Origin of the sequence: Legionella quinlivanii (genome assembly GCF_003265995.1) — a bacterium.
GTDB lineage: Bacteria > Pseudomonadota > Gammaproteobacteria > Legionellales > Legionellaceae > Legionella_C > Legionella_C quinlivanii_A.
Genome location: NZ_MVJN01000008.1, coordinates 18,327 through 39,480, shown reverse-complemented (window position 1 = coordinate 39,480; position 21,154 = coordinate 18,327). Strand labels below are relative to the sequence as shown.

The window sequence follows — 21,154 nt, the reverse complement described above, 5'->3', positions numbered from 1 at the left end:
AAACTAATTGATAGACTGGGGGCTATGTAACTACTATAGTATAGTAAGTGGTAGAAAAATCTAATACATAGAAAGTAAATTTTATGAAAAAAGTAAGTGACTCGCGGATAGGTACGATTATCAGAAGTATCTTCAATATTCGTTATTGGGTGGACTACGATCGTTTAAAATCCTTTACCGCTTATCTGGGTAATGGGTTTAAAAAAATGTTTGTTCCCCAGCAAAGCACAACGGGTGAATCCTTTAAACAGGCTGTACGTGAATTGCATCTCGATGACGCCGAATTGCTTGCCCGCCAGAAAGGGTTATATCGATTAAGTATTCTGATGGTGCTGATTGCCATATTCATGCTTGGATATACCGGCTACCATGTTTTATATGGTACCTGGAGATCGATATTACTGAGCGTTGTGGTGATGTTCATCGCGCTTGCTTTATCTTTCCGCTATCACTTTTGGTATTACCAGATTAAACATCGTAAACTGGGAGTTTCTATTAAGGAATGGTATCGGCAGGGTTTGTTAGGTGAAAAACATGAATAAAATAGTATTTGGTTTGCTTTCTGCATTCTTTCCCCTGTTAGCCCTTGCACAAGACAGTGGCAGCGGCGGAAGTAGTTCTATCAGTTTTGCTCCCCCGCCCAGTGATTATTCGGTTGTTTTTCTGGGAAATATTTTTGGTATCGTCGATGGGGTGCTGCATGGTACCGGCAGCCAGATTATGGGGACGATGTTTAGCGTATTCAACTCGGCGGTACTGGCTCTGGGCGGTATTATAATCATGTACACCCTCCTGGTGTCGACTGTTAATACAGCCCATGAAGGGCAAATGCTCGGACAGAAATGGTCGTCCATATGGGTTCCGTTGCGATCAACCTTTGGTCTGGCACTTTTAATACCCAAGGCGTCTGGTTACTGCCTGATGCAGATTTTCGTTATGTGGGTGGTCGTGCAGGGGGTGGGTGCGGCTGATAAAGTCTGGCAGGCTGCGTTAAGTTATCTGAACCGCGGAGGCGTGATAGTGCAGGCCCAGATGGATCCGATGAAATCGATTCTTGGAGACAATGGCAGTATCGCAACAGGGGCTACCGCGATTCTTGCAGGTCAGGTTTGTATGCTCGGGCTGCAGAATACTCTGACGAGTGTGCAACAGGGCTACAAAAATCAGGCAAGTAAAAATTCTGGTCCCTGTGTCAATGGACCCAGTAAGGAAATGCAGGATTTTTGTCAGGCCAATGTCCCTGATTTCCTTAATACAGTCAATGTGGTAACCCAGCAGAATAATAATCCGAATAATTCAAAACAAAGTGTTCCAATGCCGAATTTCGACTCGGATTCAGCCTATTCCTTTTTAAACGGTATTTGCGGAAAGATAGAGTGGAATGCCTATCCTGCCGATAAAATTACCACCATTCAAAAAAATATCTCTACTCTCGACAAAAATGAAATTGATACCGTAAAAATGTCTCGAGCCATTGCCATCCAGCAGATGTATCAGGATTTGTCGCAGGTGGCCACGGTGATGGTGAATAATGATCCCAAGTTGAACTCATCAACCTATGCCAAAATTAATAAGGATAATGAGTTCTCCAAGGTGGCTGTTCAGCAATATGGTGTTGCCTATATGTCCACAGGAGTTCCCTGCAGCAGTCCTGACAAGGATTGTATCTCCTGGGGCAGCGATTCGTCTGCTCAAAGCGCACCCCTGTTTAACGGCACTGAGTTTCAGGGCGCGGTATCGGATTATAATGGCATCATGCTGCCGACTTTAAATCTCTACACGCAGGCTACCGAAAGTAAAACCAAGGACAATGTAAGGGATTTTATTGCCAAGGCAGAGGCACAGGGCTGGTTAATGGCTGGCAGTTATTTTATTGACCTGGCCAAGATTAACTCTTCCGATATCAAGTTGTCGAACCAAACGGATTCAGATTCCGGACTGGACAGCAGTTCCGCGGATATTAGTACCATGACCAATGCGTTTGGAGGCGATGGCACCTGTAAAGGGCAATACTCTGAATTATGTCAGTGGTATCAGGGTGATGATAAATATGTAAAACATATTGCCGGATTGATTGACGGTTCCACTGTATTGAACTCAGGATTGGACGTTCCCACCTTTAATTCAATAAGCCATAAGGCGGTAACCGGATTAGGGTCGTCTACAACCTACGGTTATATTAGCAATGCGTCTATGGTGCAATTACCGGGTCAGCCAGGGATTGTGACAGCACCCAAATTCGCTATGAAAATTAATATCACTTTCACGCCGTTCTACTTAAAGCCGATGAGTTTTAGCTGCGGAAAAGTGCAGATCCTGTTCTTCGTATTCTGTTTGGGTGAAATGTTCGGTGTTCTGCTTTACAACGTCATCTTTGTGACGCTGTTTAATTTGTTCCTCTCCATGATGGCACAGATTATTAATATGGTCGTGTTGACCTTCCTCTCGGTTCCGCTACAGGGAATGGCGCAGATTTTTACCTATGGCGTATCTTTTATTCAGCAGCCCACGGTGAATCCGGTCATTGCGCTGGCTAATATGGGGGTGAACTATATCAATTTTGCCAATGAGCTGTGGATTTATCTGCTGATGATGGCAATTACCAGTATATTGATTCCCTGGTTTGGTGTGTTCATATTCCCGTTGATTGCAATGGTAATGCCTTTACTGATTGCCTGGCTGGGCACGATGGTCAGTATAGGATTCACGACTGCCTATTTTATTCCTTTCCTGCCGTATATGATCTTCACCTTCGGTACGATGGGATGGTTGATTGCGGTGATTGAGGCCATGGTGGCGGCACCGATTGTTGCTCTTGGAATCACCCATCCTGAAGGCGAGGGCGCCTTTGGTAAAGGCGAGCAGGCCATCATGATTCTTATGAATGTCTTCTTACGGCCGGCGATGATGATTATTGGCTATATCGCTGCAATTGCGCTCTCCTATGTAGTCGTCTGGATTATTAATGCCGGTTTCTACAATGTGGTGACCTTTATTCAAGGGGATCCAAGCGGTTCGGCATTTAGTTACAGCAGCACTTCCGGTGATCCCAGTAAACAGGCGGGTGCAATTAATACCAGCACGGGATATACGGGTTGGGCGGGTATTTATGGATTCTTCTTCTCGATTCTTGTTTATACCATGATGTATGTGACGGCAGTGACCAAATCCTTTACTCTGATTACTTATCTTCCCGATAAGGTGTTACGATGGATTGGTGGTCAGCCTGAAGGCATTGGTCAGGAAACCTCACAATGGGCTGAAGAACCCAAGAAGCAGGTAAGTGACGCGGGTTCGAGCACGGCTAAAGCGGCTCAGCAGATTGATAAACAACTCAGCGGTTACGCGATGAAGGGCGTCAAAAAAGCCGCCAGTGCGGTCAGTTCGCCTGGAGCGAATGTGGAAGCAACTCAAGGCGGAGAATAATAATTTCCGCCCTGGAAGGAAGTCTCGAATTACAGGCAGGTTGAGCCTCTGCCGAATGGCACTCTTAAGGAGAAAATACTCACTTGTCATCCCGAACGCTCGGGATGACGTGCTCCTGTTATTCCCTTTGGTATTCTTTGGTTCCAGCAATAATCAGCTTATATACCCGTTCACTGATAATTCCTTGTTCAAACTTGTTACGGGCATCAACCGTCATTAATTGTCCTTTCTGACGAACCAGTTTTCGTGTCAGGGAAGTGACCTCATTGGGATCTCCTTCCAGCAGAGTATCGCGGACTTCTTCATCGAAAACTAAATATTCTCTCAAGGCCACCCGTTTTTCATCTACGGTAGGAACCAGTTTCTGCCAGATACAGAGCCGAATGGTTTCAAGAATATCGATGGTTCGTCCTAAACGCTCCTCACCGCTAAATGAGGTTACCAGTCGGCGCATGGTTTCAGCAACGCCGGAGGTATGCAGGGTGGTATACACAGGGTGACCGGTCAATGCCGCCTCTAAAGCCGCACTGATTGTTGCCGCATCACGACACTCTCCCACCATAATCAGACGTGGTTTCCTACGAAGCGCATTACGAACGCCATCAGCGAAATCGGGTAAGTGGCGGGGAATTTCAGACTGGCTGACCACAGCCGAAATTGTTTCAATCTCATCAAACACAAACTCGATAGGCGACTCATACGTGAGAACTTTTCGATTGGAATCCTGATTCTCAATAAGTTCGCGAATAATTGAGGCAAGCAGGGTGGATTTACCAGAGCCGGTTGCGCCAGTGATAAAGACAATCCCTTCCTGTGGTGCTATAGACTCGAGAATGTTATCAGGAAGCCCCATTGTTTCCAGTCTTGGCGGGGTAGTCGGAATGGTCCGCAAGGTGATTTGGATAGCATCATGCCCCTCGACCAGACAAGCTGTGGCATTGACCCGGTAACGATAACGCACGCCGCGGTTAGGTCGGAATTCATAATGGGTATCGATATCCTTACCTGATAATAACTGGGTGGTAGCGTTAGGGCCATATATGGAATTAATCAGGTCACCCAGCTCGGTATTGGATAAGGTGCGGTTGGTAATTTTTAAAAGCCGGCCATAGACCTCAGCAAAGATAGGCGAACCGGTCTGAATAGTGATATCTGAGGCATGCAGGCTTTCCGCATGCTCTAACATTTTGTCCATAAAAATGGGCGTGAATCGGGTAGGTTCATCTGGCATCAGACTAATGTTACTCATATGCAAATCCTGAAATTGAAAAGTGGACGTTTTTGTTGCTCTGTTGAGCTGTATTGGCAGCGTTTGCGCTAATTTTTGCACGAATAGCCTGGTACAGTGTGCGCAGCTAGCTGCTTTTAATTATTACAAAGCTATTGTAGTTAATTGTAGACATTCCAGCCCGGGGTCTCAACTTTGCTTGTCATCCCGAACGTAGTGAGGGATCTCCCATGCGTAGAGCAGTGCACTATTAAGGAGATCCCTCACTACGTTCGGGATGACGTGCTAAAGTATGTGCCAAGGCTAAGCTTGTAATTAATTTACCGGAGCAATAACCGGCTGCCATGCTTTGCTTGTCACTGTGATATTAGTGTTTTGTGCGAGCTTATCCATATTTTTGAATTGCTCCAAAGCATTTTCGTCTTTCTCTACAGCTGCACGCCACTCTTTGCTGTTTATATTAAGGCCGGGTAGTGCTGTGATACGCAATACGCGATCATCAATATGAATTTCTGAAGCATCTCCGGTAACCCCTAGTTCGGTATGGGATACGAAAGGAGGTGAAACCATGTTCATTGCCAGCAGTTTTCGGTAAAGAATCATTCCGCTAAAATCTTCCTTGATACGGGCCACGCTTTCTTCAAGAATGGTATTTGCCTGATCAACGCCGTTTTTCCAACCTTTTTCTATATACGCCACCCAGATAGCCCTTTCTTCTCTGCATTTAGGCAGCAGGCTGACATGCGGTGTTTCTGGTTTTTTGTAATCCATCCACAAGTATTGGCGCCAGGTGGGAGGCGTTGTTACGAAATGGGCTTGTTTTGAGACTTTATATACTCTATCGGAAACACGGATAGTTTGCAGATCAGCAAGATTTAAAGTATTACGGCCTTCCAGCAGGACAGGAGGCAGGATATTGTTTTCAAGAATCAAAGAGTTAAAATCATAGACTGCGTCCAGAGTTCGCTGTTGTCGGGTTAATTCGTCATTAATCTGACAGGCTCTCCAGGCAAGTCCTGATTGAGCGCCAAGGCTCAAAGCCGTTTCCTTGAGAGCCATTTCCCTGATTTTACCAACGCTTTGCGTGCCACGGGCATTTGCAGGGCCTGTGTTTCCCATCGCAATAAGCCCTGGCAGTGTGCTGGTATCAATTACCGTTACTGTGGATCGATGTGCGCATGCTGCTACCAAAATGGTCAAACAGCAAACACTTAAACTAGGAATAAATTTTGACATATCGTAATTCAACTACCTGACTGTTTGGATAAACATGTATGTTCGCCTTGTGTTTGGCCTGATAATCAATGTTTCGTAATATTTCGGCAAGGCTCTGATCTTTGGCATTCAGACTTATAAGTACTGGAATAGCGGGTTCAGGACCCAGTACTCTTAAACGATAGTGAGCGGCTTTCGCAATACGTGCGGTCAATTCCTCAATGGGGCCAGACCAGTCCACTGAAGCTCTGGCTTGCAGATTATAGGCATTGGGAATAGTGAGAGTATTATCCCCATGCGGCGGAACGATGCTCTTTTCAACTCTGGTCATCTGAAGCATGGAATCGCTTATGGACGAAGCGGCTTCAGCAAGTTTGATCGTTGCATCATCGCTTGGATCATTTAGAGGCGGCTTTTTATAAATGCCTGTTCCTTTACAGGCCTGCAGCAAGATAGCAGTTGCAATCAATAGTGCCAATTTTTTGTTCATTATTTGTTCGGCTATTTAATGGATCAGTACTGTAATGATTGAAACAGGAGGCTGTCACCTTGTCAAGAATTACCGTACATTTTCAAATGTAAAATAGAACTCTGGTAGTTTCCTGCGAGTGCAGCAGTTTGCTTAAGATGAATTCTATGAGTATAAACTATGATCATAGTCGTTCATAAAGCGAGAAAATGACCTGCCCGGCCTGTTTATTTTTTAAGACTTCCCATTGAGTATTGTCCAGATTCAGGGGCTCAGAAGACTCTACATAAAGCAAGCCTCCTGAAGCTAATATCCTGTTTTTTGCAATAATATCAATGCATTCTTCCTGGAGGCGACTGGCAAAAGGCGGATCAAGAAAAATGAGATCAAACGGTTCCTTGCAATGTTTGAGATAGTGAAGGGTATCACCATGAATAATCTCAACTCCCTTTGCCGAAATACTGGCTGCGGTTTTTCTGAGTTGCTCAAATACAGGCTTGGCCGACTCTACGAAAACAACATGCGCCGCCCCGCGGGACAAAGCCTCAAACCCCAGTGAACCACTGCCGGCAAACGCATCCAGACAGCGTTTACCGTGCAGGGAATTCATTAACCAGTTAAACAGCGTTTCCTTTACCCGATCAGGGGTTGGCCTTAAACCTTCCACATCCGGGAAGCTGATTTTCTTTCCGCGGTAGTAACCGCCGATAATTCTTACCGTATTTTTCACATTTTCCCTACACTGACTAGCAACATGCGCTCTGGATGAATGGTCATATCAAAGGCTTTCTTGATATCTTCCGCTGTTACCGCTTCGATGTGTGCCACATAGGTATCCAGATAGTTATCAGGGAGATTATAAAATGTCATACGCAAAAGCATGCCGGCGATATTGGAATTACTTGACAGGGATAAGGGGAAGCTGCCTGTCAGATATTGTTTGGCAGCATTTAGCTCATCATCAGTCGGGCCGGACTTCAGAAAATCATTTAATGTATCCTGAGTCATCTTCAGCGCTTGTTTTGCCTGATTATTCTGCGTTGAAAAACTAATCATGAACGGACCATTGCCCGGCATCGGCATAAATTGACTGCTAATTCCATAAGTTAAACCATTCTTCTCACGGATCTCGGTCGACAAGCGTGAAACAAGCGAGCCGCCACCTAGAATATAGTTTCCTACCATTAATGGAAAATAATCAGGGTTGTCGTGCTGGATACCGATTTGCCCTAATTTCAAAACTGTCTGCGAAGATGAAAAATCAAAATTGACTTGTTCTGCTCCTGCGAGCGGCGCAGATTTAGAGATTGCGGGGTTTTTAACTCCGGCAGGGATATTTTTAACCAGATTATCCGCAATTTCATGCGCTTGCTGGCTGCTGATAGCTCCCACCATCACAATGACTGCATTATTGGCGACATAATTTTTTTTATAAAAATCCCTTACTTGCCAGTTAGAAATTTTCTTCACTGATTCAACGGTGCCGTTCACGGGATGCCCATAGGGATGGTTTTTATAAAGCTTGCTGAAAAACAGATTATTGGCAATATCCGCTGGTGACTCCTGGGCCTGGGTGATTGCAATAATCTGCTGATTTTTTTCTCTGTTGAAAGCATCTTGTCTGAAGTTGGGCTTATTAACGATGAGGTTAAATGTGTCCAGTGCTTCATTTAGAGCAGGCAGGCTGGTCAGGGTTTTCAGACGTACGATAGCCATGTCGCGGCTGACTTCACTATCAAACTGGGCGCCGGTATTTGCTATTTTCTCAGCGATCTGATTGGCGTCCAGATTACTGTTTCCCTGATCCAGCAAGCGATTGGTCAGGGCTGCCAGACCAAAAAAATTATTGTCATAGGCAGAGCCCGCTGCAAAAGCGATGCTGATATCCAGCATGGGAACCTCGTTAGCCTGATAAAAGACCACACGAGCTCCGTTGCTGGTATTCCATTTTTCAGTTTTGAATGAGGCGGCCTGTGCACACAAACTTAAACTGCTGATGAGTAAAGCGGCTAAAAAATAAATTGTTTTCATTGTAATTCCTTGGACTGCAATAAGGGATACAAACGGGCTTCCGTAATCGTATTCTCATTTAAATAACGTTGAGCTGCTTCCTGAATCTGAGCGGGTGTTATTGCTTGTATTTTGGATGTATAACTCTCGGCTGTTTCTGAACCCAATCCAATCGTTTCCAGTAAACCCAATTCCATCGCCTGGCCGAAGATAGAATCTTTCTCGAATGTTTTCTGGGCGATAATTTGCGTTTTAATACGATTTAATTCGACTTCATTGACGGGTTCGGTTTGCAGACGGTGAATTTCACGCAGCAAAGCGGTTTTTAATTCATCCATAGTATGGTTTTGAGTGGGTATTCCAAAAAGGACGAATTGCGTTTGATATCGGTTGTATAAATTGTAATAGATATCTACATTGCTGGCGAGGTGGCTGCCACGAACCAGGTTTTTGGCAAATCTTGAGCTTTCTCCCGCGTCCAGAATACCGGCTATGACTTCCAGGGCATAAGGTTCCCAGTTAGTTTTGGCTGTTTTTACAGTGGGTACCGAATATCCGAACATAAGCATTGGCAGTTTGGCGGGTGCATGAATGGCCACTGATTTAGCTCCTAAATTGGGCGGTTCCAGTTGTGATTTTCTGACAAAACTGGGTTTTTTCTTTAACTGGCCGAAATATAATTTCGCAAGTTCATGCACTTTTTCAGGATTGACATCCCCGACCACCACCAGCGTCGCATTGTTTGGAGTGTAAAAGCTTTGATACCAGGCGCGGGCATCATTGACGTTCATTTGCTGCAAATCAGTCATCCAGCCAATAACCGGATGATGGTAGGGGGCAGCCAGATGAGCGGTCGCCAGATAACGCTCAAAGGTCAGCGCCTGCGGATTGTCGTCAGTGCGCATGCGCCGCTCTTCCTGAATGACCTTGATTTCTTTGGAAAATTCATTGGGGTCCAGGACCAGATTCTGCATGCGATCGGCTTCCAGCTCAAAGGCAATAGGAAGCTGAGAGGCCGAAATTTTTTCAAAATAAGCCGTATAATCGGTATTGGTGAAGGCATTTTCCTGGCCTCCAATACCCGCGATTGTTTTTGAAAACATGCCAATAGGATACTTTTTGGTGCCTTTGAACATCAGATGTTCCAATGCGTGAGAGACGCCGGTAATACCCCCGGGCTCATCTGCGGAACCCACATTATACCAAACCATCACGACGGCCACAGGCGCGCGATGATCTTCCTTAACAATTACCTTCAATCCATTGTCCAAAGTAAATTTTTGCACGCCGCTCATGGCAAGAGTGGATAGCAAGGTAAAGAAAATTGCAAATACAAGACGCATGGATTAACTCCCGGCGAAAAAAGGTGATAGAATTCCATATTTCCTCTCTTTTGTATACCTTATGATTAAATGGTTTAAAAAAAATCAGGATGTTTCTACAAAAAACTCACCTCCAGTGCCTGAAACTGATACTAATCAGCCTCAGCGAGAGGCCGTGACGATTGAAACACCCGAAACGGCCCTGGCTGCCGAGCAGCCCCTGCCTGAAGTACAGCCGCAAGAAGAATCACGATTAAGCTTTTATACCCGCCTGAAACGCGGACTGGCCAAAACACGCCAGCAATTTGGTGATAGCGTTGGGCGCTTACTGCTTGGAAAAAAACAAATTGATGCTGGTTTACTGGAGGAACTGGAAACTGTGCTGATTAGTGCCGATTTGGGAATTGACACCAGTCAGGAGGTATTAAAGCAGTTAAGCGAGGGAATGGCTCGAAAGCAGCTTAATGATGGGGATGCTGTATTTCGTAGTCTAAAAGATAAACTGGAATCAATTCTCAGTCCCTGCTCACAGCCCCTGCTTGTTGATAATCAGGTCCACAAGCCTTTCGTAATTCTGGCGGTTGGGGTAAATGGAGCCGGGAAAACCACGACCATTGGCAAGCTGGCCAAACAATTTCAGCAGCAAGGCAAAAAAGTTATGCTGGCGGCGGGAGATACTTTCCGGGCGGCCGCTGTGCAGCAGTTGCAGGTTTGGGGGGCCAGAAATGAAATCCCGGTGATCGCTCAGCATACAGGTGCTGACAGTGCCTCAGTGATTTATGACGCCCTACAGGCGGCTACTGCACGCGGCATAGATATTCTGATTGCAGATACTGCGGGTCGCCTGCACACTCAAAATAATCTGATGGAAGAGCTGAAAAAAGTGAAGCGGGTGATGCAAAAAATAAATCCTGAGGCACCCCATGAAACGATGCTGGTACTCGATGCCAGTATTGGGCAAAATGCTTTGAATCAGGCGCGTGAATTTCATCAGGCGGTTGGTTTGTCAGGTATAACCATGACCAAGCTTGACGGCACTGCGCGAGGTGGAATTTTATTTGCTATTGCCAATGAGTTGGCGATACCATTCCGTTATTTGGGAGTTGGTGAGGGAATAGACGATCTGCGTCCCTTTGAACCGTCACAATTTGTCAAGGCATTGTTTAATGATAATTAAATTTGAACAGGTCAGTAAACGTTATCCAGGTGGATTTGAAGCTTTAAGCCAAATCGATTTTTCCCTTGAAAGAGGCGAAATGGCTTTTCTTACCGGCCATTCAGGAGCTGGCAAAAGTACCTTGCTAAAATTAATTTCAAAGCTGGAAGACCCTTCTTCCGGTCAGGTGATTGTGAATAACGTCCGTTTAAATCAGCTGCGCAATAATGATATTGCCAGATATCGCAGCAGCTTGGGAATCACCTTCCAGTCGCCGCATCTCTTGAGCGATCGAAGCATCTTTGACAATGTGGCTTTACCTTTGCAAATTCAGGCCATTCCCCCTGTTCAGATAGCCAAGCGTGTGCATGCGGCTCTGGACATGGTGGGTTTACTCAGCAAGGAAAAAATGCTGCCCGTGCATTTATCGGGAGGAGAGCAGCAGCGAGTAGGGATAGCCAGAGCCGTAGTGCATAAACCGGATTTATTACTTGCTGATGAACCCACAGGAAATCTTGATCCTGGCTTGTCTGCGGAAATCATGAAATTGTTCGCACTGTTTAATCAGGTAGGGGTAAGCGTTCTGATTGCCACACATGATTTGGCCTTGATTGCAGGAATGAAGCATCGGATTATCATGCTTAAAGGAGGCCGGATATGCTGAATAATTTAAAGCAGGCAGGAGCCTATCATCTGCAGGCAGCTACCAATAGTTTTAATCACCTTTGCCGCAAACCTTTAGCGACAATGATGACTGTGATTGTGATTGCAATAGCGTTGACTTTACCTACCTTATTCTGGGTTTTTTCGGACAATTTGAATCAGTTAACGATTGACTGGCAGCAGGGCGGTCATATTTCTCTTTATTTAAAGTCCAATGTATCCTCAGATGAGGAAACCGCCCTGCTGCAAGAAGTGCGCGCAGTGGGAGGAGTCGGCCAGGCTTCTTTGAAAACCGCAAATGAGGGCATGCAGGAACTGCAGCAGCAGGAAGGCATGCATGATATTATGAAATATCTGCCGGAAAATCCCTTGCCGGCGGTGATTGACGTGATTCCTGCGGTTTCAGTTAATAATCCCCTGCAGGTCAGACAGCTGTTTGAACGCCTGCAATCCATGCCCCAGGTCGAGCAGGCTAAACTGGATATGGAGTGGATAACGCGCCTGCATGCCATATTAGGTTTTGCCGGAAAGATTGCTCATGCACTGATGGCTTTGCTGGCTTCTGCTGTAGTGTTAATTGTCGGTAATACTTTGCGCCTGGCAATTCATCATCGTCATGAGGAAATCCAGGTATTAAAATTAATTGGCGCTACCGAATCCTTTATTCTTCGTCCTTTTCTATACTCTGGCATTTGGTATGGATTGCTGGGCGCAATTTTTGCAGTTCTTTTTGTTAATATTTTTATGCTGAGTATTGCCGTTGCTGTTCAGGAACTGGCCTCTGTTTATCATATGAATTACCCTTTGCAGGGCTTATCAGTGAAACAAGCTTATTCAATTGTTCTTGCTGCAATTTTACTGGGATGGCTGGGAGCCCGTTTATCGGTCAGACGGCAGTTGGCTTCGATAGGACCTTATCACTAACAGGCTCAGTTTCTGACCCTCTGTGAAGGAGTCTCTGTATTGTAATTTTCTTTACAGGGGGTGTATAATATGGTATTGAGCACTTAAAGCAGTGTTTTCTGGTAATTTCCTGCTGTCCCTTACTTATAAATTACATCAAACAGGAAGACAGCGTCTTAGTTTTGATTTTTGGTGATGGAATAACTGGAGGAGTAGTATGAATCGGCAGTTACAACTAGCATCAATCAATTTACCGATTGGAAGTCTCGATGCCTACATCCATCGAGTCAATCTTATTCCAATGCTATCTGCTGAAGAAGAACATGATTATGCTGAGCGTTTTCAAAATGAAAACGATCTCGAAAGCGCACGCCAGCTTGTCCTGGCCCATCTACGCTATGTAGTGCGGGTTGCCCGCGGCTATTTAGGCTACGGCCTGCCCTTAAATGATTTAATCCAGGAAGGTAATATTGGTCTGATGAAAGCGGTAAAACGCTTTGACCCCAAAATGGGAGTTCGTCTGGTTTCATTTGCAGTCCATTGGATTAAAGCAGAAATTCATGAGTTTGTATTACGCAACTGGCGTATTGTGAAAGTCGCTACAACCAAAGCGCAGCGTAAATTGTTTTTCAATTTACGGCAGATGAAAAACCGTTTGGGATGGATGAGTCGTCAGGAAGTGGATGACGTAGCTAAAGACCTGGGGGTTTCGCGCGAGGAAGTTTTGCTAATGGAGCAGCGGCTCAACGCGATGGATTCTTCCTATGATGCCCTGGCAACTGATGACGATGATGACGCCTATAAAGCTCCGGCTCATTTCTTACACGATGAACATAATGATCCAGCCTATTTGGTTGAGCAGGAAAGAAGCGGTGAACTCGGACGGGATAATCTCTCGGTTGCGTTTGAACGACTCGATGACAGAAGTCAGGATATTCTTCAGCAACGCTGGCTTGCGGATGATAAAACAACCCTGCAGGATTTAGCTGAAAAATACAGTGTTTCTGCGGAGAGAGTCCGTCAGCTTGAAAAAAACGCCATGAAAAAACTTCGTCAGTACATGGAAGAGATGAACTAAACCTTATTCCAGGTTTCTGCGTTGTCACTCATTGTTGCATAAATAGAACAAGCAACTAGCCTTAAGTCTTTGCGAACGAAGAGAAGCAATCCTGATCAAAACCTGAATAAAGTTCGGAGCTCTGGATTACTTCTCAACCGCTCGCAAAGACGGTTTATTGTATACAGGGAGCCAGTTATAATTTATTCACATAAGGTGTCAGCGCCTGTTCGGTTTGCACGATGATCTGTTGTAGTTGCTCATACAATTGCTCTGAGGAAGGGTTGTAGCCATCCTTTAATGCCTTTTCTAAAGATTCACAGGCAGAATAAAGACGTTGTGTGCCACAATAGGCTGCCCCACTTTTTAACTTATGTGCGATTCGTTCAAGCGTTTGCCATTCATGACCTTTAAATGCATTCTGTAAAGCCTCACGGTCTTCAGGGAGCTCTTTTGTAATCAGCATTTTTAATAGATCAAGCATTTCTTTTTCGCTGCCCAATTGTGAAAGGGCTTGTTCCTTGTCAAAAATCGGAAAATGATTCAATTCATTGATTGCAGATGCATTTGCATTCGCCAAAGGTGTATGCAACCTGATATGAGGTAATATTTGCTCAAGCTTGCTCATAGATAAGGGCTTGGTAAGGACCTGATTGACCATATTTGCCCGAGACTTATCCACTTCATTAGCACAATGTGCAGTCAAAGCGAAGATAAGCCGCTCTTCCTGGTGGTGTTCTTTTTCCCATTGTCTGATTAGAGCCGCAAACTGAAATCCATCCATGCCCGGCAATTCAAGATCTGTAATGACAATATCGATAGGGTGGCTTCGTATCAATTCAAAACCGGCCTCAGCATTGTCAGCTGAAATATATTCACAACCTAGTTTACCCAGCATGGTTTCTGCCATTTTTCGTGCAATCAGATTATCCTCTATTAACAGCACTCTCGATCCTTGAGATTCCAGTTTTAAAGGTACTACAGGCGCTGGCTTGCCTGGTTGCTCCAAATCAGTTAACAAGGCATTTTTAACTTGCATTGCTGGAAGACATTCGGTTTGCGGGCTGATTTTTTTAAGAGGAATGGTTAAGCTCACTGTTGTCCCCTCGCCTTCAATGCTGCTTAGTTGAAACTTGCCCTTAATGAACTGAAGATATTTTTGAACGATATGAAACCCTATTTTTTCTTGTTCCTCATTGTTTAAAGAAGATAGAGGGGAATTGAAGCGTTCAACTATTCTTTGCTGCGTCTCTTTGGGGATCCCTGCACCGGTATCAATCACCTGAAATAGTAAGAATCCTTCTGAAATACGCTCCACTTTTAATATAATCGAACCGTTATGGGTAAATTTGATTGCGTTATCGATTAAATTTAATAAAACACGGTGTAGTTTATGCTGATCACCAAATAGCTGGATTGGGACATTTTGTCCAATCACCAGCACCAGCGATAACTGTTTTGTCTGAATGGCAGGGAGTTCCAGTTTTGCCAGACTGTTCAGACAGTCGGTCAGATTGAACCAGTCGCTGTCCATCTCTTCATGTGGACTATCAGTAGAGATAGTCTTGAGAACCCCATTTAACAAGGTTAATAATTGCTCTCCGCTTTGACTAAGCCATTGCGCATATTGTTTATTTTCCGCTGTAGTCGAATTATCCTCAAGCATTTTCGACATGCCAATGATTCCGGTAATTGGTGTTCGGATATCATGGCTCATATCAGCAATAAATTCGGTTTTGACCAGGTTAGCCGCCTGGGACGTTTCAAGCGCTTTTTTCAAATTAATTTCCAGTTGTTTACGCTCTGTAATGTCTATCGAAAGTCCCAGGATCCCAATGCAAACGCCCTGCTCGTCATACATGGGTACTTTGCTGGAAAGCATGGTTATTAGTCGCCCATCGGCCCTTGCAATGGTTTCTTCAACATTAATTTTAGAATTGCCCGACATAGCGTCCAGATCGCCTGAAACAAAGAGCTCGGCGTCCTCTTTTCTCCAGTTCAACTCAAAATCAGTTTTACCGATGATATCGCGTGGAGTTGAATTGAGTAAACTTGCAAACCGCCGGTTACAACCTAAATAAACCGAGCGAATATCTTTCCAAAAGATAAGATGAGGGAGATTGTCGATGATTTCATTTAAGTGAATATGATTTGAAAGTTGAGGCTGTTTGACGGTAACCACTCCAAGCAATCCCTTTAACTGGCCCGTCTCTGATAATAATGGCGATTTATCCATTAGCAGGGTGAGTGTTTGATTATGATGCTGAATAGTTCTGGTAATTGCCGAATGCGGAATCCTGTACATTAATACCTGGTCATCTGCTTCGGCAAAATAGCGAATGACTGGATGAGCCAAAGCGAGCTCAGCGTCTGTTTTACCAACTAAAGATTCCGGGGATTGCAGACCGACAAACTCGAGAAAGTGCCTGTTGGCACCCAGGTAGAATCCATCTGCCGATTTCCAGAAGACCAGTTGCGGTATATTTTCCAATACCGCCTGCATCATTGCTAAAGATTGCATAGGTGCTCCATCACCCTGATGATTAATCAGATTATATACCATTTAGAAACGCCGGATTGGACCTGTCTAAATGTTTTATAATCGGGATTGGTTAATTCTGAGTGTGTAATAAACAACACCCAAAAGGAATCCATAGACCAAATGCCCTACCAGCGGAGGGATATTGGCCTTTAAATCAACTAAATTCCATTTTGAAAAGAGAGGAGTTCCAGCAGCCATATATGGTAACAAGGTCATTGGACCAGCTATCCACATACCCAAACCAAAAAGTAGTCCCAGTAATATCGCAAGACCCCAGGAATGAATGAAATAGCCAAAAACGACGGCGAATACAATACCAGTTATAATACTGACAATGGCATGGACAAGAAGTCCGCCTGTCAGAGTGGGCATTCTGATGATTGCTCCCAGGGTTTCAACCATTCCTCCCATCAACAGAAAAAAACTGAATACGATGCCAGCAATAATCCCTGCGATAATTCCGTGCAGTACATTCTTAATTGAAAACATGAAACACTCCCTATTTCAAAATTAAACCTTTCTGTATTGACAATAGGTCATCCAGCCTATAAGTCAAGAGAGAAAGGTCTGTAATTTTCAGGCTACAGACCGAGTGTAATTATTGCAATCGCTGCAGCAATTCCTTGCGGGTTTGCTCATCGACAAAGGCATCCTCAATCGCCATGCGGGTGAAATTTAGCATCTGCTGATCGGAAAAACCGTAAATTTTCTGGGCCTGTATATATTCATTAGCCAGATTGGTACGGAAAAAAGGCGGATCATCTGAGTTTAAGCTGATTCTGATACCTGCCGCCAATAATTGAGGAAGGGGATGGCTTTCAAGGTTTTGAAAGAGGCCCAGAGCGACGTTGCTGCCCGGACACACTTCGAGTGCGATCCCTTTGTCTTTAAGCCGAGCCATGGTTTCCGGGGACTCGATAGCTCGCACACCATGTCCTATGCGTTTAACAGGCAGGTAGTCCATCGCCTCCATCATACCTTCTGCTGAGGCAAATTCACCGGCATGAACGGTGCATTCCAAACCGCCCTCAGCAGCAATCTGATAGGCTTTGGTAAATAGTTTAGGTGGAAAATTAATTTCATCGCCGCCCAGGCCAAACCCAGTGATGCAGGGAACATTTTCCTTAATAGCCTGTTTTGCCACTTTTATAGCAGAGTCTTCGCCAAAATGTCTGACTGCGGTAACAATAATTCTTCCGATAATCTGATGCCTGGCTTCAGCATCATCAATAGCCTGCTGTATAGCTGCCAAATGCTCACAGGAAGGAATCCCGCTGGACATTTCTGCGTGATCCGGAGAATACATGAACTCCACATAAATACCACCGGCATCAGCTCTTTCTTTTAGATAATCAAAAGTGATGTCATAGTAATCCATTGGCTTTTTAATCACTGCCGCGACTGAATCATAAGCTTTGAGAAAATCCAGAAAATCCTTGTATTGATAAGACTGGCCATCCGCTGCGAATAAGCCAGACGGCAGATCAATATGATTGCGCTTGGCAAGCTTTAAAGCTAATTGTGGGGAAATAGTGCCTTCTAAATGAACGTGTAACTCAGCTTGTTTAATTGCCGTCATCAAAACTCCTGATTGAGAAACGAATGTTGGTAAGTTATCATAAAAAGCGCTAAAATTAATTAATTATGTTACGTTGGAATGTACTATGAGCAAAAAAGATATTGATAAGGCTTTCGTCAGTCCTATTGATAAATTCCTGTTTCAATTTGATGCGGAGCATGAGAAATCGGCTTCTCAGAAAAAAGAGATTAAAAAGCATAAACGGATTTTTTATTTTCGTGATCATGCAAATAGAGATAATAACAAAGAAGAGATCTGGGAAGATTTTTAATTTTTAATTAGATCCGCTATGTCTTAGCCACTACCATTAAGTTAGGAAATTTTGCATTACCTGTAGATTGGGCCCTTGGCCCATAGCCGTCAGGCTAAGAATATCTGATCCCCTCTCCACCGCGCGCAGCGGGGGAGAGGGTTAGGGAGAGGGGGCTATAAACAAGGTCGCGTAGCGATTCATTAATCATATTTCTGTGGTTATAGTTTATTGCCACAACAAAATGGAATCACTAACGTGATAAATTTTTAACCCCCTCACCCTGCCCTCTCCCCCACGCTGCGCGCGGTGGAGAGGGGATAACATTACTTCTTAGCCTGATGGCTATGGGCCAAGGGCCCAACCTACAATAGTTCTCTTAATTTACCTCCGTATCGCGCACAAGCGCTAGTTTGCACTATACGCCATCTCTCATCCCAAAAAGAAATGTAATGCCTTATAAGCCAGAACTGTCAATAAAGATGCGGCTGGCAAGGTTAGAATCCAGGACATGAAAATGTTGCGGATTACTATCAGATTCAATGCGCCAATGCCGCGAGCCAGACCCACACCCAGAACGGCTCCGACCAAAGTCTGAGTCGCTGAAACCGGAATGCCTGTGCTGGTTGCTACGACCACTGTAGTGGCGGCAGCCAGAGTGGCCGCGAAAGCCCGGCTGGGCGTTAATGCTGTGATTGAACTGCCTACGGTCTCAATTACTTTGCGCCCATACATTAAAAAGCCAATAATAACTCCGAAACATCCCAGAAAAATAATCCAGGCAGGATATTGAGTAACCGCGATTGGTGTATTGGCCTGGGTTATCAGGCTATGAATAATTGTTAATGGACCCACAGCCAGGGAAACATCATTGGCTCCATGTGCAAATACCATAGCGCAGGCGGTTAAGGCCATCAGCACTGCGAAATATTTTTCTACTTGCAGAAAACGCTCCCGGCGTCTGATTTTAGGAACTTCGGGAATTCTGCGAATGATAATTATTCCGATAAGCGTAATAACAATGCTGGTTGCCAGAGTGACCGCCAGATCCTGCTTGAAATTAAGATGAATATCAAAATGATTTAAACCCTTAAAAACAGTAATGAATGACAGAACGGAACCAATCAAAAAAAGATAAATAGGAATATATAATTTAGCCTTCTCAAGCGGATCGCTTTTAATAAAGATGGTCTGCTGAATACTGATAAACAGGAAATATGCGGTGATACCTGCAATCATCGGCGAGGTTACCCAGCCGGCAGCAATGCGGTATACTTGCGACCAATGAATGGCATCAGAGCCCAGAACAACACTGCCAAAACCCACCATTGAACCCACAATCGCATTGGTAATAGAGACAGGGAGACCAAAATAACTGGCGAGATTCATCCAGACAGTACAGGCAAGAAGCACGCTCAGCATGCCCTCAATAAGGATTAAAGGCTGCTCGGATAATTCACTGCTGACGATGATCCCATCGCGCATGGTTTCAGTAACACCGCTCCCACCCAGAAACGCACCGGCAAACTCAAAAACAATTGCAATAATCATTGCTTGCCGAACAGTGACCGCCTTGGAACCCATTGTCGTACTCATGACATTGGCCAGGTCGTTCGCGCCGACCCCCCAGGTCATCAGAAAACATAAAGCAATAGCCGCAAAGAAAAAGAATACAGAATAATCCATAAGATATACTACCTGGCGATAAGAATTTGTAATTTGCCGCCCACAATCTGGGCATGATCAGCTAAATCACCAATCCATTGGACCAGCTTATAAAGGAAAACCACTTCAATTGGTGGTAAATCCTTTTCCAGGTCAAAAATGCGGTGTCGGATATCCGCCAATTTGTCATCACTGTCGTGCTCGATCTCATCGAGAGTCATTATCATTTCTTCAACGATTTTAACTTCGCTTCCACGAAAACCGCTTTCGAGCAATTCGTCCAGTTCATTGATGGCTTTGCAGGCCTGTTTGGCTGCATCAAGACAACGGTTTAGAAAAGGCATGAACACAGAAGACAGTGCGGGTGGAATAATCATCTGACGACTGACAATTAATCCTGCGATATCTTGCGCTTTATTGGCAATTCTATCCTGAGCACTCAAGAGTTCCAGCAGGTCGGTGCGTGACACAGGCAAGAAAAGACCGGTAGGAAGATGAAGCCGTAAATCGCGCTTGATCATATCCGCCTCTTTTTCAAGAGTTGATATTTTATCCTTGATATCGCTGGCGCTTGGCCAGTCAAGTGTTAGCACTGCTTCAAAAAAAGGCAGGAGCTGCTTTGCGCATTGAGTTACCTTGCGCATGTGTTGCTCAATAGGACGGATAGGTGAAGGTCCGAACATATTAAAAATGCGTGTCATGAATTTGCTATCACCTTATTCGCGATGCCGCGATTATATACTTGTCCTCATGCAAGATGCAATTTGCGATTCATATTTTTCGTTATAATTTTCGTGCTATGCTCAAAATGTCAGTGATATGAATCAGGGAGAGCTGTTCACATGAGACGCTTGATATGGATATTATTTTTTTTTACGGGAAGCCTGTTTGCCGCTCAGATGGTTACCAAGGTTATCGAGCTTCATTATCAGCAGGCCGATAATGTAATCCAGTTAATTCAGCCCTTATTATCTCAGGGAGAGGCAGTAAGCGGCAGCGGTCAGACCTTGATTATTAAAGTCACCCCCGACACCTTAACCCAGCTTCGTGAAGTGCTTCATAAACTGGATCAGCCCCCAGTGACTTTTGAAATTGCCGTATTCCAGGGTGACCCTGACTGGCTGAGTACGCAAAACTCTAATACGATAAGCATCAGTACCTCGTCCAATCAAAACCAGCAGCGCTATCAGTCAGTCAAAGTAATGAATGGCGAATCCGCATTTATCAGCACCGGGGAAGATCAGCCAGTAATCAGCAATGTTGGGATTGGTTTCTGGAGTGCTGGTGTCAGCTATGACCGTCGTCTTGTTCAGACCGGATTAATGGTTGAGCCATTACTGCAGGGGCAAAAAGTCAGACTCTCTGTTAAGCGAATTCGCGAACAGGATACGCAAGTTAGCGATCAGAGCTTTAACCAGCAGCAGGTCATGACCACTGTAATGCTGCCTTTAAATGAGTGGGTGCCCCTGGGAACTGCTCAAGGTGAACCGGCCGCTGATCAGAATACCGAAGTCATTCGTGCCGGTACTCCGTTTACCCAAAATTCAACGCTCTACATTAAAGTGAAAGTGGTTGGCAAGTCCAGTTCAGGGATAGAAAAATAAGGCTTGTTGAAAATAAATGGCCTTTGTGGTAATATTTTGGTCAATCTTAAGACTGATCAACATTG

Annotated in this window: 19 protein-coding genes; 8 read left to right on the top strand and 11 right to left on the bottom strand. The window is 44.7% G+C overall.

The annotated features are described in order from the left end of the window. The first annotated feature begins 83 nt into the window (after positions 1-83). Positions 84-542: a type IVB secretion system protein IcmV gene (icmV, locus tag B1207_RS11095; RefSeq protein ID WP_112220045.1), complete on the top strand. Its 459-nt coding sequence runs from the start codon at positions 84-86 to the stop codon at positions 540-542. Then, on the top strand, positions 535-3,426 hold the full coding sequence (gene dotA / locus B1207_RS11090) for a type IVB secretion system protein DotA (protein ID WP_112220044.1): 2,892 nt from the start codon (positions 535-537) through the stop codon (positions 3,424-3,426). Before icmV ends, dotA begins: the two co-directional genes overlap by 8 nt. Before the next feature lie 118 nt (positions 3,427-3,544). Here the strand turns inward: dotA and dotB are convergent, their stop codons facing one another. From dotB to B1207_RS11060, 6 genes are all read right to left on the bottom strand, one after another. Further along, complete coding sequence (gene dotB / locus B1207_RS11085) at positions 3,545-4,657, bottom strand: Dot/Icm type IV secretion system ATPase DotB (protein ID WP_172458292.1); 1,113 nt, start codon at positions 4,655-4,657, stop codon at positions 3,545-3,547. A gap of 312 nt (positions 4,658-4,969) precedes the next feature. Beyond that, positions 4,970-5,890, bottom strand: a complete 921-nt coding sequence (locus B1207_RS11080) for a type IV secretion system DotC family protein (protein ID WP_112220043.1) — start codon at positions 5,888-5,890, stop codon at positions 4,970-4,972. After that, the gene (gene dotD, locus B1207_RS11075) at positions 5,871-6,359 is read right to left on the bottom strand and encodes a type IVB secretion system lipoprotein DotD (protein ID WP_058507799.1); all 489 of its coding nucleotides are present in this window, start codon (positions 6,357-6,359) and stop codon (positions 5,871-5,873) included. The genes B1207_RS11080 and dotD overlap by 20 nt, the downstream gene beginning before the upstream one ends. A 163-nt stretch (positions 6,360-6,522) precedes the next feature. Next, on the bottom strand, positions 6,523-7,068 hold the full coding sequence (gene rsmD / locus B1207_RS11070; RefSeq protein WP_112220042.1) for a 16S rRNA (guanine(966)-N(2))-methyltransferase RsmD: 546 nt from the start codon (positions 7,066-7,068) through the stop codon (positions 6,523-6,525). Then, on the bottom strand, positions 7,065-8,369 hold the full coding sequence (locus B1207_RS11065) for a M16 family metallopeptidase (protein ID WP_112220041.1): 1,305 nt from the start codon (positions 8,367-8,369) through the stop codon (positions 7,065-7,067). Before B1207_RS11065 ends, rsmD begins: the two co-directional genes overlap by 4 nt. After that, on the bottom strand, positions 8,366-9,691 hold the full coding sequence (locus tag B1207_RS11060; RefSeq protein WP_112220040.1) for a M16 family metallopeptidase: 1,326 nt from the start codon (positions 9,689-9,691) through the stop codon (positions 8,366-8,368). The genes B1207_RS11065 and B1207_RS11060 overlap by 4 nt, the downstream gene beginning before the upstream one ends. 61 nt (positions 9,692-9,752) lie before the next feature. Between B1207_RS11060 and ftsY the strand changes: the two genes are divergently transcribed. The 4 genes from ftsY (at position 9,753) to rpoH (ending at position 13,470) form a co-directional block, all read left to right on the top strand. Further along, entirely contained in the window at positions 9,753-10,847 is a 1,095-nt protein-coding gene (ftsY, locus tag B1207_RS11055) for a signal recognition particle-docking protein FtsY (protein ID WP_112220039.1), read from the top strand. Beyond that, positions 10,840-11,490: a cell division ATP-binding protein FtsE gene (gene ftsE, locus B1207_RS11050; RefSeq protein WP_058507914.1), complete on the top strand. Its 651-nt coding sequence runs from the start codon at positions 10,840-10,842 to the stop codon at positions 11,488-11,490. The genes ftsY and ftsE overlap by 8 nt, the downstream gene beginning before the upstream one ends. Beyond that, positions 11,484-12,413 carry a permease-like cell division protein FtsX gene (ftsX, locus tag B1207_RS11045; protein WP_112220038.1) on the top strand — a complete coding sequence of 310 codons (930 nt, stop codon included), beginning with the start codon at positions 11,484-11,486 and terminating at the stop codon, positions 12,411-12,413. The genes ftsE and ftsX overlap by 7 nt, the downstream gene beginning before the upstream one ends. A 196-nt stretch (positions 12,414-12,609) precedes the next feature. Beyond that, positions 12,610-13,470: an RNA polymerase sigma factor RpoH gene (gene rpoH / locus B1207_RS11040; protein WP_112220037.1), complete on the top strand. Its 861-nt coding sequence runs from the start codon at positions 12,610-12,612 to the stop codon at positions 13,468-13,470. 175 nt (positions 13,471-13,645) lie between these two features. On the opposite strand, the gene B1207_RS11035 is transcribed toward rpoH, so the two are convergent. From B1207_RS11035 to B1207_RS11025, 3 genes are all read right to left on the bottom strand, one after another. After that, entirely contained in the window at positions 13,646-15,970 is a 2,325-nt protein-coding gene (locus B1207_RS11035) for a PAS domain-containing hybrid sensor histidine kinase/response regulator (RefSeq protein ID WP_172458283.1), read from the bottom strand. 75 nt (positions 15,971-16,045) lie between these two features. Further along, positions 16,046-16,480, bottom strand: a complete 435-nt coding sequence (locus tag B1207_RS11030) for a hypothetical protein (RefSeq protein WP_112220035.1) — start codon at positions 16,478-16,480, stop codon at positions 16,046-16,048. Positions 16,481-16,589: 109 nt separating this feature from the next. Beyond that, positions 16,590-17,570 (bottom strand): adenosine deaminase, encoded by a 981-nt coding sequence (locus tag B1207_RS11025; protein ID WP_112220034.1) that lies wholly within the window; start codon positions 17,568-17,570, stop codon positions 16,590-16,592. 85 nt (positions 17,571-17,655) lie between these two features. Here B1207_RS11025 and B1207_RS11020 point away from each other — a divergent pair, with 85 nt between their 5' ends. Then, positions 17,656-17,841 carry a CBU_0585 family protein gene (locus B1207_RS11020; RefSeq protein WP_058507789.1) on the top strand — a complete coding sequence of 62 codons (186 nt, stop codon included), beginning with the start codon at positions 17,656-17,658 and terminating at the stop codon, positions 17,839-17,841. A gap of 411 nt (positions 17,842-18,252) precedes the next feature. Here B1207_RS11020 and B1207_RS11015 read toward each other — a convergent pair whose 3' ends face one another. Next, positions 18,253-19,506, bottom strand: coding sequence for an inorganic phosphate transporter (locus tag B1207_RS11015; RefSeq protein WP_112220033.1), 1,254 nt, complete (start codon positions 19,504-19,506; stop codon positions 18,253-18,255). An 8-nt stretch (positions 19,507-19,514) separates the two neighbouring features. Further along, the gene (locus B1207_RS11010; RefSeq protein ID WP_112220032.1) at positions 19,515-20,186 is read right to left on the bottom strand and encodes a TIGR00153 family protein; all 672 of its coding nucleotides are present in this window, start codon (positions 20,184-20,186) and stop codon (positions 19,515-19,517) included. A 141-nt stretch (positions 20,187-20,327) separates the two neighbouring features. Between B1207_RS11010 and B1207_RS11005 the strand changes: the two genes are divergently transcribed. Beyond that, positions 20,328-21,089 carry a type II/III secretion system protein gene (locus B1207_RS11005; RefSeq protein WP_112220031.1) on the top strand — a complete coding sequence of 254 codons (762 nt, stop codon included), beginning with the start codon at positions 20,328-20,330 and terminating at the stop codon, positions 21,087-21,089. Positions 21,090-21,154 lie beyond the last annotated feature (65 nt).

Bases quoted from the DNA above. Each gene is read 5' to 3' on its own strand.
- icmV (WP_112220045.1), top strand. From the start codon at position 84: ATGAAAAAAGTAAGTGACTCGCGGATAGGTACGATTATCAGAAGTATC.
- dotA (WP_112220044.1), top strand. From the start codon at position 535: ATGAATAAAATAGTATTTGGTTTGCTTTCTGCATTCTTTCCCCTGTTA.
- dotB (WP_172458292.1), bottom strand. From the start codon at position 4,657: ATGCCAGATGAACCTACCCGATTCACGCCCATTTTTATGGACAAAATG.
- B1207_RS11080 (WP_112220043.1), bottom strand. From the start codon at position 5,890: ATGTCAAAATTTATTCCTAGTTTAAGTGTTTGCTGTTTGACCATTTTG.
- dotD (WP_058507799.1), bottom strand. From the start codon at position 6,359: ATGAACAAAAAATTGGCACTATTGATTGCAACTGCTATCTTGCTGCAG.
- B1207_RS11065 (WP_112220041.1), bottom strand. From the start codon at position 8,369: ATGAAAACAATTTATTTTTTAGCCGCTTTACTCATCAGCAGTTTAAGT.
- B1207_RS11060 (WP_112220040.1), bottom strand. From the start codon at position 9,691: ATGCGTCTTGTATTTGCAATTTTCTTTACCTTGCTATCCACTCTTGCC.
- ftsY (WP_112220039.1), top strand. From the start codon at position 9,753: ATGATTAAATGGTTTAAAAAAAATCAGGATGTTTCTACAAAAAACTCA.
- ftsX (WP_112220038.1), top strand. From the start codon at position 11,484: ATGCTGAATAATTTAAAGCAGGCAGGAGCCTATCATCTGCAGGCAGCT.
- rpoH (WP_112220037.1), top strand. From the start codon at position 12,610: ATGAATCGGCAGTTACAACTAGCATCAATCAATTTACCGATTGGAAGT.
- B1207_RS11035 (WP_172458283.1), bottom strand. From the start codon at position 15,970: ATGCAATCTTTAGCAATGATGCAGGCGGTATTGGAAAATATACCGCAA.
- B1207_RS11030 (WP_112220035.1), bottom strand. From the start codon at position 16,480: ATGTTTTCAATTAAGAATGTACTGCACGGAATTATCGCAGGGATTATT.
- B1207_RS11025 (WP_112220034.1), bottom strand. From the start codon at position 17,570: ATGACGGCAATTAAACAAGCTGAGTTACACGTTCATTTAGAAGGCACT.
- B1207_RS11020 (WP_058507789.1), top strand. From the start codon at position 17,656: ATGAGCAAAAAAGATATTGATAAGGCTTTCGTCAGTCCTATTGATAAA.
- B1207_RS11015 (WP_112220033.1), bottom strand. From the start codon at position 19,506: ATGGATTATTCTGTATTCTTTTTCTTTGCGGCTATTGCTTTATGTTTT.
- B1207_RS11010 (WP_112220032.1), bottom strand. From the start codon at position 20,186: ATGACACGCATTTTTAATATGTTCGGACCTTCACCTATCCGTCCTATT.
- B1207_RS11005 (WP_112220031.1), top strand. From the start codon at position 20,328: ATGAGACGCTTGATATGGATATTATTTTTTTTTACGGGAAGCCTGTTT.